Genomic DNA, 16,897 nt, shown 5'->3' with positions numbered 1-16,897 from the left:
TACTGAGGTTGAACTCGTGGTGTCGTAGGGGCTGACGGCTCGTCGCCTGTGCGGTATCACCGAAGGCATGCGGTATCCACAAGGGGGCGGGCTGACCGCCGAACGGCAGCAGTTCCGCGAGGAGTTACGGCTAAAGGCGGCCGAGAGGTTCGCCCTGGGCGAGGCGAGCTCGGTGATCGCGAAGGACCTGCGGGTCAGCGTCCGTTCGGTGCAGCGATGGCGGCAGATGTGGGACGAGGGCGGTCCCCGGGCTCTGCGGTCGCAGGGGCCGGCGTCGCTGCCGAGGCTGAGTCAGAAGCAGTTCACGCAGCTGGAGGCGGAGCTGGCCAAGGGTCCGGCCGCGCACGGCTGGGAAGACCAACGCTGGACCCTGAGCCGTGTGAAGACGGTGATCGGCCGGCGCTTCCACCTGACCTACACGGTCCAGGGCGTGCGGAAGCTGCTGGTGCGCAATGGCTGGTCCTGCCAGGTGCCTGCCCGTCGGGCCGTGGAGCGGGACGACGATGCGGTCGCGGGGTGGGCCAAGGAGGTGTGGCCCCGCGCGGAAGGTTAGCGGCGGCCCGTGGGGCCTGGCTCGTCTTCGAGGACGAGGCCGGCTTCTCCATGACGCCGCCGCACGCGAAGACTTGGTCTCGGCGCGGCCGGACCCCGGTGGTGCGGGTGCGGGGCCGTTCCCGCAGACGGATATCCATCGCCGCGCTGACCTGCTACAAGCCCGGCCACCGGTCGCGGCTGATCTACCGGCCGCGCAGGGACGACGGTCAGCGCGACGGACGCAAGAGCTTCTCCTGGCGCGATTACCGGGACCTGCTGATCGCCGCCCACCAGCAGCTCGGGGGCCCGATCGTGCTCGTCTGGGACAACCTGAACGTTCACAAGGCCGCCGGGCTGCGGGAGTTCGCCGAAGCCCGGGACTGGCTGACCATCTACTACTTGCCGCCCTACGCACCCGACCTCAACCCCGTCGAAGGGATCTGGTCACTACTGCGGCGGGGCTGGCTCTCCAACGTCGCCTTCAATACCCCCGAACACCTCGTCCAGCGCATCCGACGCGGCCTCCGGCACATCCAGTACCGCAGCCACCTGATAGACGGCTGCCTCGCCGAGACCGGCCTGACCATCAGACCCACCTGAACGACCCAGCGACATCACGAGTTCAACCTCAGTAATTCCCTTTCCCGCTCTGATCCGTTGATGACCACAACGCGCTCAAGAACACCGACGGCACGCCTGGCCTGACCATCCACGCGACCACTGCCCAGGGCGACATCACCGCCATCAGCCCTGAGCAGGCACGCTTCCGGGCGGCTGCGAAGAGCCGACTCACCACAAGCGTAAGGAGATCATCATGGGACAAGGCACCATCGGGTTTGCCAAGTCCGGGCTGCAACGCGTGCACGACGTGCTGGCACGGCATGTCGATACCGGGAAGGTTCCAGGCCTTGTCGCGCTGTTCAGCCGGGGCGAGGAGACCCATGTCGAAGTGCTCGGGACGATGCGACACGACGGTGGCGCGCCCATATGCCGCGACACCATCTTCCGGATGGCCTCCACGTCCAAGCCGGTTACCGTCGCGGCGGCCATGGTGCTGCTCGACGAGTGCCGGCTGAGGCTTGACGACCCGGTGCAGGAGTGGCTGCCCGAACTCGCCGACCGGCAGGTGCTCAAGCGCATCGACGGCCCGATCGACGACACCGTGCCGGCGCGCCGACCGATCACCGTACGGGACGTGCTGACCTCCACGTTCGGGCTCGGCATGGATATGACGTCGATCGGCACCCCGATCATGGACGCGGTCTTCGAGAAGGGGATCACGCCCAACCTCCCGGTGCCGATGCCCGAACCGGACGAGTGGATGCGCCGCCTGGGCGAGCTTCCGCTGATGCACCAGCCCGGAGAGCGCTGGCAGTACCAGATCGCCAGCGACCTGCTCGGCGTGCTCGTCGCCCGGGTCACCGGCCATTCGTTCGGGGAGTTCCTGCGTGAGCGCATCTTGGACCCGCTGGGCATGAAGGACACCGGCTTCTACGTGCCCGCCGACCAGATCCACCGGCTGCCGCCGCTGTACGCCCCCGACCCGCAGACCGGCACCTTCCACGTGTGGGACGAAGCCGCGGGCGGCCGCCACAGCGCGCCGCCGGCGTTCGAGGGCGGTGGCGGTGGCCTGAACTCCACGGTCGACGACTACCACGCCTACTTCCGCATGCTGCTGAACGGCGGCATGCACCGCGGCGAGCGAATCCTGTCCCGCGCCGCCGTGGAACTGATGACCACCAACCGCCTCACGCCCAACCAGCAGTCGGCCCGCCAGGAGATGGCCGTCAACAACGTCCACATCTCCTTCGGACAGGGCCAGCATGGCGGCTGGGGCCTCGGGATGGCGGTGCGCACCTACCGCGGCGACTACGCGCCCATCGGCCAGTTCGGCTGGGACGGCGGCAGCGGCGCCTCGTCCTACGCGGACCCGGTCAACAACGTCACCGGTATCCTGGTCACCCAGGTGGGGGCGTCCGTCCCAGACCCGGTGCGGCTCATGCACGACTTCTGGACCACGCTCTACCAGGCATTCGAGGACTGACACCGAACTCGGCCCTCGCCCGTCAACCGTGCGGCGGGCGGGGCCGGACGTACTGCCGTCATCGACGGGCCGGACGGACGAGCGCGGTGCCGACCCCCAGCCCGGCGACGGCTCTTGAAGTGGCTGGTCACCCGGGTCTGACGATCTTACCTGCGACGTCTACGGCGATTTCGATGGTTCGTGCCGCGAGTGGGGAGTGGGTGCGACCTGCCTGCCACAGCAGGAAGATCTCGCGTGGTGGGAGCGCCGGCTGGAGCCCGTGGATGCACAGCGACTCATCGGAGGCGATGTCGCTTCACCGGCTCGTGGCTCTGCCTCCACCCCGGCCGCTCCATCCCCGACCTGGGACTCTCCGGTCTGAGGTTCTTCGGGCCCGGCACTGGTAAGGGCGAGTTCGTCAACGACAACGTCTCCTCCCACACCTGGGTCGACGCCTGCTGACGGCAGCGCCCTCTGCGCGCGGGCCCGGCCAGCCGTCCAAGGGACGGGTGGCCGGGCCCTGGAGCACCGTGCCACCGGGCACGGAGCGCGAACCGTGGCAGGCGGGGACACACCCATGTCTGCCCGCCTCGTTGATCGAAGCCGAGCTCGCGGCCCATGTGCGTACACCGCCGACCTCTCCGGAAGCCCGCCCGTAGCGGCGGGCGACGGCGGCCCGGTGACGTACGCCTCCGGGAGGCCGCGGACGGGCAGCCGCCGGTGACCGTCGAAGAGCTCGGTCCAGGCAGGGCGGGGCGCGCCCTCACCCAGATGCCGGAGCGCCCTGGCAGCCCGATGCCCTGTGCGCGTCGACGCACTGCCGCCGGGGGTGGGCGCACTTGGTCCCATCCTCTCTCGAGTCGGGCTCCAGCCACAGAAGTGGAGTGCCATGCACCGTCGGTGCGCGCCGCCGCATCGGGTGCGCGGCAAGCGGGCGCACTCAGACGTCCTCGTTTCAGGCCCATCCGCGAACCGCCGCCGCGTCGATGCGACCCTTCTCGTGTGGGACGTTGGGTCGCTGCCGGTGAGGTCGGCCCGCTGTGTCATGCCGGAGGGCTGGTAGATGCGGATGAAGCCGCAGAATGCGCCAGGACCTTAGGTGGAGATCAGCTCTACTACAGATGGTTGCCTCCGGGCGCCATCCGGGCCCGAGAGGCTGTGCGGCCGTCTAGAGCGCCCACCCGGAGAGCGGCAACCGCCCGTCGGGCTGGTCGGTGCAGCCTCTCATCACAGATGATGACGCCATGAACTCCAAGCCCGACCGCCTTCCCGACCCCCCTGCACGCGTTCCCGACTTCGAGGACGGTTTCCCCTCTCCCCAGCTCGCCGAAGACCGGTGGGTCGGTCACTACCTGCCGCACTGGACGTCGCCGGAACGATCTCGGGCACGTTACGACATCGACGATTCCGGCCTGCGGTTGCGTATCGACGCCGACCAGCCGGACTGGAGGGAGGAGGACGCGCCGTTGCGCGTGTCCAACCTGCAGACGGGGGTCTTCTCCGGCCCGACGGGTTCTCAGCGCGGGACGCACCGGCACCGTCCGGACGGACTTGTCGTGCGCACCGAGACACCACAACGCCTGTTGTGGGCCCCCACCGCTGGACGTGTGGACGTGACCGTGAGCGCGAGCGTGGACGAACGGTGCATGCTGGCGGCTTGGCTTGTCGGGACAGAACACCTTTCCGAGAAGGACAGCGGCGAGATCTGCATCTTCGAGATCGACGCGGACGCCGTCGGTGAGGCGATCAGCCACGCACGCTGCGGGATCAAAGCACATTCGGACCAGCGGCTGACCACCGACATGACCGACGTCGCCCTCCCCCTGGACGCGTCCAAGCCTCACACGTGGACCGCCATATGGGGGCCCTCGGGCACAGTCATCGGCTGCGACGGGGTCGTCGTGAGACGGATGCCGCCGTTCCCCGGCTACCCGCTCTTCTTGATGATCGACCTCTTCGAGATCGGCCCACGCTCACAGACCGGCGCCGTTTACCCGAAGACCGCTCGTGTCCACCGCGTGCGAGCTTGGGAGACGCCCGCGACAACTTGGTAGCCGTACGCCCGGGACCAGGGCGGGCGGGCAAGACCCCCACCCCGAACGGGGCCCTGGACAGCCTCGACGGCGACCGGCTGTATGCGCCGCCCAGTACTGTCCTGGACGAGCCTCCGCCGTGCTCGCCGCAGGCTCGTCGCCGGGCCGTTGCCAGGCCGGTGCGGTAGGTGCCGGTGCGACGCTCGCCAGGCGCGAGGTGCACCGGCCGCGGGGAGACGTAGGTCCAGGTCACGTCGTCGCCGAGAGCCTGAAACAGGCGTCAAGTGCCTGAAACTGACCGCTGGCGTAGGGCTTTTGGTCCTCCGGGGAGACCGGAGGGTAGAAGAAGCGTACGCCGTCTTCGTTCGGCAGGCTCACGCCGCCGCCCGTGTGGAGGACTACATCGGTGGGCTGCCGCGCCTCGGGAGCGCCGCCAGTCAGCACCACCGTGTCGGCCTGCTTGACCGGGGCGGCGACCGTTTCGGCGTCGGTGACATCGCCCGGGTCAAGTCGATCGGCTCCTCAGCGATGAGGGGCCCTCCCAGCTCGGTTCCAGATTCGACACACCGTCACTCATCGTCGCCGGAGCTGGGCTCAAAGGTCGGGTTGAGTGCGTACCTAGCGACCCCGAACGGGTGGAAATCGGCATCGGCAAGGATGCGGTAGAGGAACTCCGAGGTGGACATGTCGTACCGGTGCCATGTGCCGCCGTCCTCGGCCTGCGCGAGGACGGGGTAGTCGCCGGGACGCTCGGCATCGATCAGCCAGAAGTACTCGTCGGCCCATTCGGTGCTGCCCCAGGGGACCAGCCCCTTGCCGCCCGGCGCGTAGATCGCATAGGGCTCGACGGCGGAGACGACTCCGAGCTTGCTGTCCCGGTCCACCGACAGGGAGACCCGCCACTTTGTAAGGAAGTCGAAGGCGAGGCCCTCGTCGCGCCCCAGAAAGTAGACGGAATCGCTGAAGACGCCGCCGCCGAAGGCCTCGTAGAGCTCCTTGTAGTCCGCCGGCAGCGGAACCCCCAGCTCTCCCTCGATCGCCGCCCAGTCGACGGAGATCCCGAGCGGTTCCCACCCGGTCAGTTCGATCACTCGCTGAACCCACATACAACAATCTTGCAGCGCCGGTTTTCGTGCCTATGCCCCTCAGCCCCTCGGAGCCCCCACATGCTCACGTCAAGATCGGCGGCAATCGCTCTGAGCCGACCTTGGCGGGTTCCTCAGCCCGGGCTCGTACGACCTCGATCAGCGCGCGGGTGCCGTCCCGCTTGCCGTGAATCTTCATGGCCTGCGTCCACCAGGCATCGTGAATCGGGGTGAACTCTCCTGCCGAGCGGGCCTGTTTGAGAACTACCGCTCGACACAGCCAGGTTCAGGCGCTCTGCGTGCCGAAGAGGTACTGCTCGCCGATGTCGATGAGGAAGAGCCGCCGTATGCCCGCCAATCTTCCGCGAGTTCTTCACCCGCCATACCGGCACCACCCCCGGCGACTGACGGCGAGGCGGCCTCCGCCGACGACCGCTCCGGCGCCCACGGCGCCGCAGCGTGCTGGACCGCCGGCCGGATGACGTGGCCGCCGTCGCGCCGCGGTTGCCCGGGCACGTCGCCGCCTTCGCCGTCGTCGCGGGGAGATGTTCAGGAAGTGCGGTGTGTGGGGGAGGATGTGCGGGCGGTGCGGGCAGCCAGAGTCCCGGCGTCGAGCCGCCCTGCTACGCCGCCCACGTGGCACAGGTGTGGCACCGTATTCGCAGGGACCCGGCCCGTGCGCGGAGCCCAGCTCTGTACGCAGGGCCCGCACGGCTCGCGGGGCCCTTGCCCGCGTCGCGCGCCCGCGTGGCACACCGGGTGTCGCCGGCCGCCGCGGCCGATGGCGGTCTGCGCGGATGCCCCCTGTGACACGAGGGGCGCGGAGACCACGCCGTGCAGAGTGGTGCCGGTGTGAGCGGCGTCATCGTGTGCCTCACGCATGTGGCGGCAGCGCTGCGTCACCGCGCCGCGATGGCCAGGATTCGGGCCAGCCGAGTCCGGTCACCTGGCATCGCCCCAGTCACTCTCCAGCGGCTGTCCCGGTTCGTGTCGTCGCGCGGAGCGGGCACGATCGGCGTCGTGGGCGCCACGCAGAAGCCGCAGAACGGTGTCCGTCGTCCTCTCGCCGGGGGTGACGACACAGATCCAGCCGAGCGCGCCGTAGACCGGGTGCGGCATCACGCGGTCGGCGGCTGCGTAGTCGCGAGGGCGGCTGAAGCTTCGCGGCTCCTCCCCGAGTAGCTCCTGGAACTTCGCACGGCCCACGTGGATGTTCACACGCCAGCGGCCCGGAGGGTCAAGGTCGCAAGCCGAGTCGTCCGGGTAGTTCTTGGTGACGATCGTCCCGTAGGGCTGGACGTTCCTGGGGACCCGGCCGTCGGGGGCGTAGTAGAAGAACGCGTCCCCCCACGCGAGCTCCGGGAAGTCCTCTCCCTGTTCCGGGACGAGCACGAGCGCGCCGTCGAAGCTTCGCACAGTCGCGATGATCTGTTCCATACTCATGGTTCAAGCATCACCTTCAAGTGCTTATGTGGGGTTGGCCGGTGGGAGAGATCATGAGCGGCCCGCAACGAGAACTGCTCAGAACGGTCGATGTCGCCAGAGAGTCCGGATACTCGGTGCAACAGGTTCGCGACCTGGAGCGGCTGGGAGTGATTCCCGCAGCCGCTCGATCGAGCAACGGCTACCGCTCCTATACACCTGTTCACGTGCACGCTCTTCGCGCCTATCGAGGACTTGCCGGCGCTGTCGGCCCTGTCGCGGCCCGCGAGATGCTCGCGCGACTGCGGACGGAGACGATCGCTGTGGCAGCCTCGGCCGTCAACGCGGTGCATGTTCGGCTCGCGCGGGAACGTGACGAGGCTCTGCTCGCCCAGCAAGCGCTGCGCGCCATCCAGGCCGAAGCGAACACGAGTGAGTCCGAGCGAGAGAGCGACGCCATGACGATCACGCAGCTCGCCGCAGCGCTCGGTGTACGACCCTCGACCCTGCGGTTCTGGGAACAGGAAGGGCTGGTCGACCCGGAACGGGTGACGTCACTACGAGCACGTCGCTATGGTCCTTCAGCGATCCGAGCGGCCCGAATCATCGCGGCCCTCCGCGGCACCGGTTACAGCGTCCCCGCAGTACGCGCCATCATGGGCTCCCTGCACCGGGTGGACGGCCTGGGAGAGACCCAGCACATCCTGCAACAGCGTCTTGACCAGATCGCCACAAGGACCGTGGCGCTGCTCAGAGCGGGCGCAGACCTCGCAGCCGTCGTCACCTCCGCCCAGCATCCGACGACCGCCTAGTCGGACCCGCCCGCCGGCACTCTGAGGTCTCCGGGCCGGCCGACCCCTCCTTCGCCGAACCGGATACCCGGAGTCGACAGGTCAGCCGCGCCGAATCCGAGCCCGGCCGAGGTCAGGACACGGCCGGCCCCACGCGCGCCACCGAAGCCCTATCAGCCACGGCCGGCGCGGCGGTCAGCTCGATGTCCTGCCGCCCCAGCCTCGTGATCACGCGCTGCAGCCGACCGGAGCCGGCTGGGAGTCCCGGGCCGGAACCCTGCCATGCCCCACCCCGGCGCCTGCGGCGGTCGCGGGCCTGGGCGGTGGTGATGACGGCCTGGAGAAGCCATGCCTGGGTCACCAAGGCGGGACGGGACAACAGCACAGCTCCGTCACAGGTGTGCCGTCGGCGGGGCGGGGTGACGTGCCGCCCCCGGCGGTCGGCTCCCGGCTGCCGGGGACGGTGGTGTGCGGTGCCGGGCGTCTACCTCCGGGTGCTGTGGAGCACCTCGGCGTGGCGCATCTCGTGGACCGTGCCGATCGCGCCGAAGAAGCCCTTCGCCGCCGGGTCGCCGGGCATCTCCTGGGCCGCTCGGGCGGCGGTCTCGGGGGAGTCCCAGACGATGAAGTCCAGGAAGGAGCCGTCCTCGAAGCGGGCGAGGTGCGCGCCGAGGAACGCAGCGCCGTATCGGTCGCGCAGGAGCGTGACGAGGTGCTCGCGGTGGGCGGTCAGTTCGGCGGGGTCGGTCGCCTCGAAGCGTACGTACTCGATGGTCGTGCTCATGCTCACTCTCTCCGTGTCATGTTCACACTGCATGCGTGTCACGGATTCGATGTTCTGAATCCATGACCGGAACGTATCACGGATTCATCTCGGTGAATCCGTGAGGCGGTAGGTTGGGGGCTATGAGCGTCCGCAACGTGCACGAGATGCCGTGGATCGGCGAGGACCTGGTCTTCGATCTGGCCAACACCGTCCTGTGCGGCGGTGGGCCGGCCGGAGAGGACCTCGACCTGCTGGCCGATCCACCACTGCTGGACGCCTGGCGCGGCCGCGCCGCCGACCCGCGCCTGGCCGCACTGTCACAACCCGACCTGCTGACACTGCGCGGTCCCGTCCGCGCCGCCCTGGACGCCGCGTCCCGCCAGGCCGCCCTCCCCCGGGCCGCCCGGGAACGGCTCAACGAACTCGCCGCCAAGGCCCCCGTGACCTTCCACATCGACACAGCGGGGAAGCTCCGCCAGCGCGAGCAGGGCGGGCCGGTCGACGGCGTGACCGCCCGGCGGGCGCTCGTACTGGCGGCCGGGGACGAGCAGGTCAGACTGCGGCGCTGCCCCGCGCCGAGTTGCGGCATGTTCTTCCTCGCCCGCCGCAAGGACCAGGCATGGTGCTCGATCGGCTGCGGCAACCGGGCCCGCGCCTCCCGCCGTCCAGCCCGCGGAAAGCCCCTGGCGCAGTCGCGCACGCCGGCCGGCACATGACTTCGCCCGACGGTGATCCGCTTGCGACTACCCGTACGGGTGGAGCCGGGCCGGCGCTTTCGTACGCCTCAGGTCGCACAGGGGCGCGACTCCGGACCGATGTGACGAGGCGGGGCAGGTACGGATCATGACGGCGTGACCGAACTGATCACGGGACTGCACATGTCCCTCCTGGAACTGTTCACGGTGACGGCCGCCGCCGCCCTGGTATCGGCCCGATGGCTGCCTCCCTCACCCCGCCGGGCCGTCGCCCTCACCGCCGCGACCGGGGCCGTGTTGTCGGGCGCGGCGCTGGCGGTGGCCGGACCGCGCTGGCAGATGCTGCCCGTCCTCGCCGCCGCGGCCCTCGCCCTGCCCTTCGCCCTCGCCCCGGAACTCCGCCGCCGTGCGGGACACCGTGCGCGCCGGGCACCCTGGTGGCTCGCGCTGCCGGGCTCGGCCCTCTGCCTCGCCCTGATCGCCACCGGGCCCGCGGCGGCATGGGCCCTGCCGGTGCCCGCGTTCCCCGAGCCTTCCGGCCGCCACCCGGTGGGGACCACCGTGGTGCAGTGGACCGACCCGGCCCGTCCCGAGACCGCCACCGACGACCCGAAGGACCGGCGTACCGTCGTCGCCCAGCTGTGGTACCCCGCGTCGCTCCGCGCCTCCGCCGGAGACGAACGCGCCCAGTACCTGGGCCGCGACCCGGCCGAAGCCCGTACCGTCGCCGACGCCCTGGCCGACTACGCCGGCCTGCCCTCCTTCACTCTCGACGCACTGCCCGAGGCTCGCAGCCACGCCACGCCCGACGCCCCCGTCGCCGAGCGCGGCGGCCGGTTCCCCGTGGTGCTGTTCTCCCCCGGCCTGGGAGGCGTACGCACCCAGAACACCGCCTGGGCAGAAGAGCTCGCCTCCCACGGCTATGTCGTCGCCGCCCTGGACCACCCCTACGACTCCGCCGCGGTCGTCCTGGCCGACGGCCGCACCATCCGCACAAAGGTCGCCGCCACCGGAGACCCCGACACCGACGAGCAGCGCGCCGCCGAATGGACCGCTACCCGCGCGGCCGACCTCCGCTCCGCCCTCGCCCACCTCACCCGCCTCGACCGCGGCGATATCCCAGGCCCGCTGGCCGGCCGACTGGACACCGCCCGCGCCGCGGCGACCGGCCACTCCCTCGGCGGCGCCGCCGCACTGCTCGCCGCCCGCCAGGACACACGCTTCACCGCCGCCATCGACATCGACGGCTACCCCCACGACCCCGACCCCGGCCCCTATCCGCAGCCCGTACTCGCCCTCACCCAGACCATCGGCCCCGACACCGACCCCGACTACGTCCCCCGGCTCACCAAGACCCTGAACAACAGCGCCTCCACCAGTTACCGGCTCACCGTCCCCGGCACCGCCCACCTCACCTTCACCGACGCACCCCTCTACATGGCACCCCTGCCCGCCCTCACCGGATCGCTGGACCGTTCGGAAGGCCCCCGCACCACCGCCGCCGCCACCCTCGCCTTCCTCGACGCCACCCTCCGCAGCCACCCCACCCCCCTCGAAACCGCGCTGTCCGCCCACGGAGACCTCACCGTCCACCGCCCGCGCAGACCGTGAGCCGCAGTGCACGTGTTCCCGCGGCGCCATGACGCCGCAGCAGTTCGACGCCGCAGGAACAGGTGTACGTGTGCGGGTTCCGGGTCGGTGCGGTGAAGGCGGGCCGTGTGGGTGACGCGACCGGGCATGTACCGAGGTGTACCGCTGATGACCATGGAGGCGAACGTGGAGAGGCAGGACACCCCGCACCGTGACGCCCAGCCGGCAAGCGGCGAAGTCCTGATAGAACAGCTCAAGACCCAGATCGCGCACCTGGAACGGGCAGTCGAATCGCACGCCGTCATCGACCAGGCCATGGGAGTACTCATGGCAGTCGGCGGCTGCTCCTCGTCGAAGGTGTGGGACGTATTGCGCGAGACCTCGATGTGCACCAACACCAAACTCCGCCACGTCGCCGAGTTGGTGGTGCACTGGGCCCACACCGGAAACCTCCCGAGCAATCTCCGCACGGAACTGCGGCGCAGACTGTTCCCCCACACCCCCACAGTCCCGGCCACCACGGCCTCGACGGCCTCGACGGCCTCGACGGCAGCGCCCGGCTGCCACACCACCCGCTGAAAGGAGGATGGACACCGAGCACGACCGGCCCGGAAGGCGCGCGGGCAGCAAGGCCGGGAGCGAAAGCCCCAGGGGGCGGCGCTCGGGCCGGAACATCACGGCCGAGGACGGTTCAGCCGCGTCTCGGCCCGAGTTGCTGAGTTTCGTCTGGATCAAGGTGGGGGCGAGTGATGGCGGTCGTTGCCCGTTGGCAGTCTGGGGCGATGAGACCCTTGAGCACTTCCACCGAGAAAGACCTGCGGCACCTGCTCAACGAGTGGGATCCGATCGGCGTCGCCGACCTGATGCAGGACGAGTACGACTGTATGCTCGCCCCTCTGCTCGGGCGGCTTCGCGGCAGCGCCGGCCAGACGGAGATCGGTGAGTTCCTGCGGCACGAACTGGGGGATCACTTCGGTCTTGATCCGCTGGGCCTGCGGCCCGACGCGATGGCCGCGCGAGTGATCGCCTGGTGGACGTCTGCCGGTCCGGCCGGTGGTGCCGTCAGCGAGTAGCCACTCCCTCAAGGATCGTCTGATCGTCCGCCGTGCCGTCGACTGACGCGAAGTGGGGGCGGATCGAGTCGTTGTTGCCGGACCTGGTTCCGAAGCGGGATGGCCGGCGGCGGAGGTGGAAGGCCCGACGGGTGAGGGCTCCCAGGCGCGTGCCCGACCGCGCTCCATGCCGGGCTGTGCCCGCGCGGCCGCCGCCCAGGGCGATCAACGCCACCGTACGCGCCTTGGTGGCGGACATGGACGACGACGCGCGCCTGCTCACCGGAGTGGAGTGCCGGCGGCCGTCTTCGCCGGCGGACCGGGGAGCGCCACCCCACCCGCCGCCTAGCGTGGCGCCGGGCCGTGCCCGCCCGTCGGGTCCTTGGGGCGTGGAGGGGGCGGCGCGGTGGCGGCTCTTTCGGCCTCGCCCTCGGTATCGACGTGTGGCAGCAGCCGGTCCAGCAGGCGCGGCGTCCACCAGGCGGCCCGGCCGAGGAGGGTCATGGCGGCCGGCACCAGCAGCAGGCGGACGACGGTCGCGTCGATGAGCACGCTCGCCGCCAGGCCCAGTCCCAGCATCTTGACCACGATGTTGTCGCTCACGATGAAGGCGGCGAACACGCTCACCATGATGAGCGCCGCACAGGTGATGACCCGGGCGGTGATCTCCAAGGCGTGCGCCACGCTCGCCTTCGGATCACCGGTACGCAGCCACGCCTCATGAACGCGGGAGAGCAGGAAGATCTCGTAGTCCATGCTGAGACCGAAGACGATGGCGAACATCATCATCGGCACATAGCTCTCGATGGGCACCTCCCCCGACACACCCAGCGCGGGGCCGCCCCAGCCCCACTGGAACACCGCCACCACCACGCCGTAGGACGCGGCGATCGACAGGACGTTGAGCACAGCCGCCTTGACCGCGACGAGAACGCCCCGGAAGACGATCAGGATCACGATGAAGGCGAGCCCGACGACCACGGCGATGATCAGCGGCAGCCTGCTGGAGACGATGTCCAGGAAGTCCACTTGGGCGGCGGTCGTGCCCGTCACGTATGTACGGGCGTCGGTGCCGGACACCGCCTGGGGCAGGACGTCGTCCACGAGATGGTTGACCAGACGGGTCGTCCTCTCGTCCTGGGGTGCGGCGACGGAGTAGGCGGTCGCGAGCAGCGCATCGCCGTCCGAGGTCGGCGCAGGCGGAGTGATCACCGCCGCGTCCGGGACGTTCGACAGGGCGCTCCGCACCCTGTCGGCGAGCGAGGAACGGTCGGCCTGGGGCACGTCCGTCTGGTCGACGACCAGGGTCAGCGGCCCGTTTGAGCCCGGCCCGAAGGCGGAGGACATGAGGTCGAAGGCGCGCCGGTCGGTGAACGACGGGGGATCCGCCCCGTCACCGATGTGCCCGAGCCGGATGAACAGCAGTGGCACCGCCAGCACGGCCAGAACCACGACTCCGGAGATCAGGAACCACCACGGGTGGCGCTCGACGCGCTGCGCGTAGCGGTGCCACGTGCCGTGCGCCTCCTCGCCGGGCTCGGCGTCCGTCTCGGCCACGGGCCGCCGCACACGGAGCCGGTCGATCCGCCGGCCCGCCAGCCCCAGCATCGCCGGCACCAGCGTCATCGCGCCCAGGACGGCGGTGACCACGGTGACGGCCGCGGCGAGCCCCAGCTTGCCGATGAAGCTGATCCCGGACACCCACAGCCCGGACAGCGCGATGATCACCGTGCAGCCGGAGACCAGGACGGCCCGGCCGCTGGTGGCCGTCGCCAGACCGGCGCCGAACACGGGATCGCGCCCGTCCATGAGGTTCTGCCGGTGCCGGGTGATCAGGAACAGCGCGTAGTCGATTCCGACGCCGAGACCGATCATCGTGGCGAGCGTCGGCGAAACGGTCGCGAACGTGAACGCCGCCGCCAGCAGCCCCAGCAGCGCCACACCGCAGACGACCGCGACCAACGCGGTCACCAGCGGCATCACGGCCGCCACGACACTGCCGAAACCGATCAACAGCACGAGGATCGCCACACCGAAGCCGATGGCCTCACTGGTGCGGTCATCGGGTCTGGGCCGGGCCAGTTCACCGAGCGTCCCGCCGTACTCCACGTCCACGCCGGCCGCCCGCACCGGCTGGACCGCCGCGTCGACGCCGTCGAGGTACGACGAGGCGAGCGTGGAGGGCAGCACATCGAACCGTACAGTGATGTACGCGGTCCTCCCGTCGGAGGAGAGCGGGCCGACATTCGTACCGCTCGGCGAGGGCGGTGGCGTGCCCGCCGGTGGCAGCGGATTCTCCGCGCTGAGCACATGCGGCAGCCCCTGCAGGTTCGACACCGCGGTCCCGATCGGACCCCTGACGTCGGTCAGGGGATCAGACGGGTCGTGCAGGACGATCTGGGCGCTGTAGCCGCCGACGGACGGCTCATGAGCCCGCAGCACGTCCAGGCCCTCCTGCGCCTGGGAACCGGGCAGGGCGAAGTTGTCCGAGTAGTCGCCACCGTACGCCCGGTCCAGCACCTGAAGCCCTGCCAGGGCGGCCAGCCACAGGACGATGACGGTCACGAAGTGGCGGGCGCACCACTCCCCCACGCGCCGCAGCCGTCCCTTGCTCCGTGCCGGGCGGGTGCGTTCCGCGGAGTGGCCGGCCGGAAGCCGGGATGCTGCCATGCGTCCTCCCGTTACCACCGGTGCGGCCGCGCCGATCCTGGGCGCTGGGGGCGCGCGCCGCCGCCCGGGGACGGGCGGCACACCTGACTGGTGCCATTCAAGGAGCCCCGGGGCGGGTCGGCACGTCCATGCCGCAGAACGGGTGATCGCGCGTGCACGACCACGCGTACCGGCTTAGCGTGAGAGAACGGGGACCTTGTGTGAAGGGACCGTCATGCGCCGTTATCCACCGATCGCGGACCATGGCCTCATCGGAGACCTTCGCACGGCAGCACTGATCTCCTCCCAGGGGGTGCTCGACTGGTTCTGCGCGCCGCGCTTCGACTCGCCCAGTCTCTTCGCCGCCCTGCTCGACCATGACCGCGGCGGTCACTTCACCATCACGGCTCAGGCGCCCGTGGCCACGACGCGCCAGCTCTACCTCGCGGACACCGCCATCCTCATCACACGGTTCATGACGGAGGACGGCGTCGGCGAGGTGGTCGACTTCATGCCGCTGGGCGATGCCGAGTCGCCACCGGACCAGCACCGTGTCATCCGCGTCATGCGGGTCACCCGTGGGGCCCTCCGCTTCCGGCTGGAGTGCAGGCCGCGCTTCGGCTACGCGCGGCAGGAGCACCGCCTGGAGACGACAGCGGGCACGGCGCGGTTCACCGGCCCGGACACCACCGCCTTCCTGTACGTGGGAGGTCCCGGCGGACTCGTCGAGCTGGGGGCAGACGGCCATGACGTACAGACCAGCCTGTCGTTGCGTCAGGGCGAGCGGGCGGCTGCCGTCCTGACCGTCTGCCATAACTCCGACGCACGGCCGCCCGAACCACTCACCGAGGAAGGTGTCAGGCACGCCTTCAGCTCCACCTACGACCACTGGCTCGGCTGGATCCGCCACAGCACCTACCGGGGCAGATGGCAGCAGATGGTCAACCGCTCGGCCATCACGCTCAAGCTGATGACGTACGCCCCCACCGGCGCCCCGGTAGCCGCCGTCACCGCAGGACTGCCGGAGCAGTTGGGCGGGGAACGCAACTGGGACTACCGCTACACCTGGGTACGCGACGCCTCCCTGTCCGTGAAGGCGCTGCTCGACCTGGGGTACGCCGCGGAGGCGGACGGCTTCCGACGCTGGCTGGGCGCCCGCGTGGCCGCCGGAAGCACGGTGACCGGCGAGCCGCTCCAGATCATGTACCGGGTGGACGGCGACCCCCACCTGCCCGAGCAGGTCCTCGACCACATGGAGGGCTACCGGGGATCAGCTCCCGTACGGGTCGGCAACGACGCCGCCGGCCAACTCCAGCTCGACATCTACGGCGAGGTCGCCTACGCGATGAGCCACGCACGGGACCTGGCCCACCTCGCCGGATACGACGGCTGGCGCAACCTGAGCTCGCTCCTCGACTGGCTCGCGCACTCCTGGGACCGCCCGGACGAAGGCGTGTGGGAGACCCGTGGGGGCCGTAAGGACTTCACCTTCAGCCGGGTGATGTGCTGGGCTGCCTTCGACCGCGGGATCCGCCTGGCCACCGAGCTGGCCCGGCCCGCCGACGTGGCCGGCTGGACCGCCGCACGCGACGCCATCTTCCATCAGGTCATGACGCGGGGATACAGCACCCGTCGCGAGGCGTTCGTGCAGCACTACGGCGGCGAGGTGCTCGACGCCTCGCTTCTGCTGATGCCGGAGGTGGGGTTCCTCTCCCCGAGGGACCGCCGCTGGCTGTCGACGTTGGACGCCATAGAGACGGACCTTGTTGTCGACAGCTTCGTCTACCGCTACGACCCGGACGCGTCACCTGACGGACTGAGCGGCGACGAAGGCACCTTCTCCCTGTGCAGCTTCCTGTACGCCGGCGCCCTCGCCCGCGCGGGACGGGGCGGCCTGGCCCGCTACGCGTTCGACAAGATGCTCACCTACGCCAACCACGTCGGCCTCTTCGCCGAGGAGATCGGCCCGACCGGCGAGCAACTGGGCAACTTCCCGCAGGCCTTCACCCATGTGGCGCTCATCCTGGCCGCCCTCGCCCTGGACGAGGAACTGAACCACACCGGGACCTGAACACCCTGAGCTCTTACGGTGCGTCACGCGTTCACCGCGCCGGGGCCCGGTCGGCCGAAGGCGGAGGGACGAGCGCGAGCTGGGACAGCGGTCTCACGGCCGGCGGCCCACGGGGCGGTGATTGCGCCGGTTCGCGCGTGCTCGGCGGGGCCTTCTGTGCCGGCCACGACGGCTGCGACGGCTGCG

Annotated in this window: 15 protein-coding genes; 10 read left to right on the top strand and 5 right to left on the bottom strand. The window is 70.2% G+C overall.

Annotation, left to right across the window (positions count from 1 at the left end):
• The first annotated feature begins 67 nt into the window (after positions 1 to 67).
• The 4 genes from FVS66_RS08675 (at position 68) to FVS66_RS08655 (ending at position 4,611) form a co-directional block, all read left to right on the top strand.
• Positions 68 to 553 (top strand): winged helix-turn-helix domain-containing protein, encoded by a 486-nt coding sequence (locus FVS66_RS08675; RefSeq protein WP_149180423.1) that lies wholly within the window; start codon positions 68 to 70, stop codon positions 551 to 553.
• Between the two features lie 50 nt (positions 554 to 603).
• A complete protein-coding gene (locus FVS66_RS08670; RefSeq protein WP_262386880.1) occupies positions 604 to 1,134 on the top strand; it encodes a transposase in 531 nt (176 codons plus the stop codon).
• A 214-nt stretch (positions 1,135 to 1,348) separates the two neighbouring features.
• Positions 1,349 to 2,578, top strand: coding sequence for a serine hydrolase domain-containing protein (locus tag FVS66_RS08665; protein WP_149180421.1), 1,230 nt, complete (start codon positions 1,349 to 1,351; stop codon positions 2,576 to 2,578).
• Positions 2,579 to 3,801: 1,223 nt separating this feature from the next.
• Positions 3,802 to 4,611, top strand: a complete 810-nt coding sequence (locus tag FVS66_RS08655) for a hypothetical protein (RefSeq protein WP_187645445.1) — start codon at positions 3,802 to 3,804, stop codon at positions 4,609 to 4,611.
• Positions 4,612 to 5,159: 548 nt separating this feature from the next.
• On the opposite strand, the gene FVS66_RS08650 is transcribed toward FVS66_RS08655, so the two are convergent.
• Together FVS66_RS08650 and FVS66_RS08645 are read right to left on the bottom strand one after the other, a co-directional pair.
• Positions 5,160 to 5,696, bottom strand: coding sequence for an SMI1/KNR4 family protein (locus tag FVS66_RS08650; protein WP_149180420.1), 537 nt, complete (start codon positions 5,694 to 5,696; stop codon positions 5,160 to 5,162).
• A gap of 921 nt (positions 5,697 to 6,617) precedes the next feature.
• A complete protein-coding gene (locus FVS66_RS08645) occupies positions 6,618 to 7,112 on the bottom strand; it encodes a DUF6194 family protein (protein ID WP_187645446.1) in 495 nt (164 codons plus the stop codon).
• A 59-nt stretch (positions 7,113 to 7,171) separates the two neighbouring features.
• Here FVS66_RS08645 and FVS66_RS08640 point away from each other — a divergent pair, with 59 nt between their 5' ends.
• A complete protein-coding gene (locus FVS66_RS08640; RefSeq protein ID WP_149180418.1) occupies positions 7,172 to 7,909 on the top strand; it encodes a MerR family transcriptional regulator in 738 nt (245 codons plus the stop codon).
• Between the two features lie 112 nt (positions 7,910 to 8,021).
• Here the strand turns inward: FVS66_RS08640 and FVS66_RS08635 are convergent, their stop codons facing one another.
• A complete protein-coding gene (locus FVS66_RS08635) occupies positions 8,022 to 8,267 on the bottom strand; it encodes a hypothetical protein (RefSeq protein WP_149180417.1) in 246 nt (81 codons plus the stop codon).
• A 105-nt stretch (positions 8,268 to 8,372) separates the two neighbouring features.
• Complete coding sequence (locus tag FVS66_RS08630) at positions 8,373 to 8,672, bottom strand: hypothetical protein (RefSeq protein WP_149180416.1); 300 nt, start codon at positions 8,670 to 8,672, stop codon at positions 8,373 to 8,375.
• A gap of 122 nt (positions 8,673 to 8,794) precedes the next feature.
• On the opposite strand from FVS66_RS08630, the gene FVS66_RS08625 reads away from it, so the two are divergent.
• The 4 genes from FVS66_RS08625 to FVS66_RS08610 all read left to right on the top strand — a co-directional run bounded on the left by FVS66_RS08625 (position 8,795) and on the right by FVS66_RS08610 (position 12,012).
• The gene (locus tag FVS66_RS08625; protein WP_149180415.1) at positions 8,795 to 9,370 is read left to right on the top strand and encodes an ABATE domain-containing protein; all 576 of its coding nucleotides are present in this window, start codon (positions 8,795 to 8,797) and stop codon (positions 9,368 to 9,370) included.
• Between the two features lie 135 nt (positions 9,371 to 9,505).
• The gene (locus FVS66_RS08620; RefSeq protein WP_399225141.1) at positions 9,506 to 10,960 is read left to right on the top strand and encodes an alpha/beta hydrolase family protein; all 1,455 of its coding nucleotides are present in this window, start codon (positions 9,506 to 9,508) and stop codon (positions 10,958 to 10,960) included.
• Positions 10,961 to 11,107: 147 nt separating this feature from the next.
• Positions 11,108 to 11,518, top strand: coding sequence for an ANTAR domain-containing protein (locus FVS66_RS08615; protein WP_262386879.1), 411 nt, complete (start codon positions 11,108 to 11,110; stop codon positions 11,516 to 11,518).
• A gap of 203 nt (positions 11,519 to 11,721) precedes the next feature.
• Entirely contained in the window at positions 11,722 to 12,012 is a 291-nt protein-coding gene (locus tag FVS66_RS08610) for a hypothetical protein (RefSeq protein WP_149180432.1), read from the top strand.
• A gap of 324 nt (positions 12,013 to 12,336) precedes the next feature.
• On the opposite strand, the gene FVS66_RS08605 is transcribed toward FVS66_RS08610, so the two are convergent.
• On the bottom strand, positions 12,337 to 14,661 hold the full coding sequence (locus FVS66_RS08605; RefSeq protein ID WP_149180414.1) for an MMPL family transporter: 2,325 nt from the start codon (positions 14,659 to 14,661) through the stop codon (positions 12,337 to 12,339).
• Positions 14,662 to 14,875: 214 nt separating this feature from the next.
• On the opposite strand from FVS66_RS08605, the gene FVS66_RS08600 reads away from it, so the two are divergent.
• A complete protein-coding gene (locus tag FVS66_RS08600; protein ID WP_149180413.1) occupies positions 14,876 to 16,711 on the top strand; it encodes a glycoside hydrolase family 15 protein in 1,836 nt (611 codons plus the stop codon).
• Positions 16,712 to 16,897 lie beyond the last annotated feature (186 nt).

This window comes from Streptomyces sp. TRM49041 (genome assembly GCF_008271805.1).
Taxonomy (GTDB): domain Bacteria; phylum Actinomycetota; class Actinomycetes; order Streptomycetales; family Streptomycetaceae; genus Streptomyces.
This window is presented reverse-complemented; position numbering and strand designations above follow the sequence as displayed.

Bases quoted from the DNA above. Each gene is read 5' to 3' on its own strand.
- FVS66_RS08655 (WP_187645445.1), top strand. From the start codon at position 3,802: ATGAACTCCAAGCCCGACCGCCTTCCCGACCCCCCTGCACGCGTTCCC.
- FVS66_RS08630 (WP_149180416.1), bottom strand. From the start codon at position 8,672: ATGAGCACGACCATCGAGTACGTACGCTTCGAGGCGACCGACCCCGCC.
- FVS66_RS08640 (WP_149180418.1), top strand. From the start codon at position 7,172: ATGAGCGGCCCGCAACGAGAACTGCTCAGAACGGTCGATGTCGCCAGA.
- FVS66_RS08605 (WP_149180414.1), bottom strand. From the start codon at position 14,661: ATGGCAGCATCCCGGCTTCCGGCCGGCCACTCCGCGGAACGCACCCGC.
- FVS66_RS08625 (WP_149180415.1), top strand. From the start codon at position 8,795: ATGAGCGTCCGCAACGTGCACGAGATGCCGTGGATCGGCGAGGACCTG.
- FVS66_RS08665 (WP_149180421.1), top strand. From the start codon at position 1,349: ATGGGACAAGGCACCATCGGGTTTGCCAAGTCCGGGCTGCAACGCGTG.
- FVS66_RS08610 (WP_149180432.1), top strand. From the start codon at position 11,722: ATGAGACCCTTGAGCACTTCCACCGAGAAAGACCTGCGGCACCTGCTC.
- FVS66_RS08645 (WP_187645446.1), bottom strand. From the start codon at position 7,112: ATGGAACAGATCATCGCGACTGTGCGAAGCTTCGACGGCGCGCTCGTG.
- FVS66_RS08615 (WP_262386879.1), top strand. From the start codon at position 11,108: ATGACCATGGAGGCGAACGTGGAGAGGCAGGACACCCCGCACCGTGAC.
- FVS66_RS08650 (WP_149180420.1), bottom strand. From the start codon at position 5,696: ATGTGGGTTCAGCGAGTGATCGAACTGACCGGGTGGGAACCGCTCGGG.
- FVS66_RS08670 (WP_262386880.1), top strand. From the start codon at position 604: ATGACGCCGCCGCACGCGAAGACTTGGTCTCGGCGCGGCCGGACCCCG.
- FVS66_RS08600 (WP_149180413.1), top strand. From the start codon at position 14,876: ATGCGCCGTTATCCACCGATCGCGGACCATGGCCTCATCGGAGACCTT.
- FVS66_RS08675 (WP_149180423.1), top strand. From the start codon at position 68: ATGCGGTATCCACAAGGGGGCGGGCTGACCGCCGAACGGCAGCAGTTC.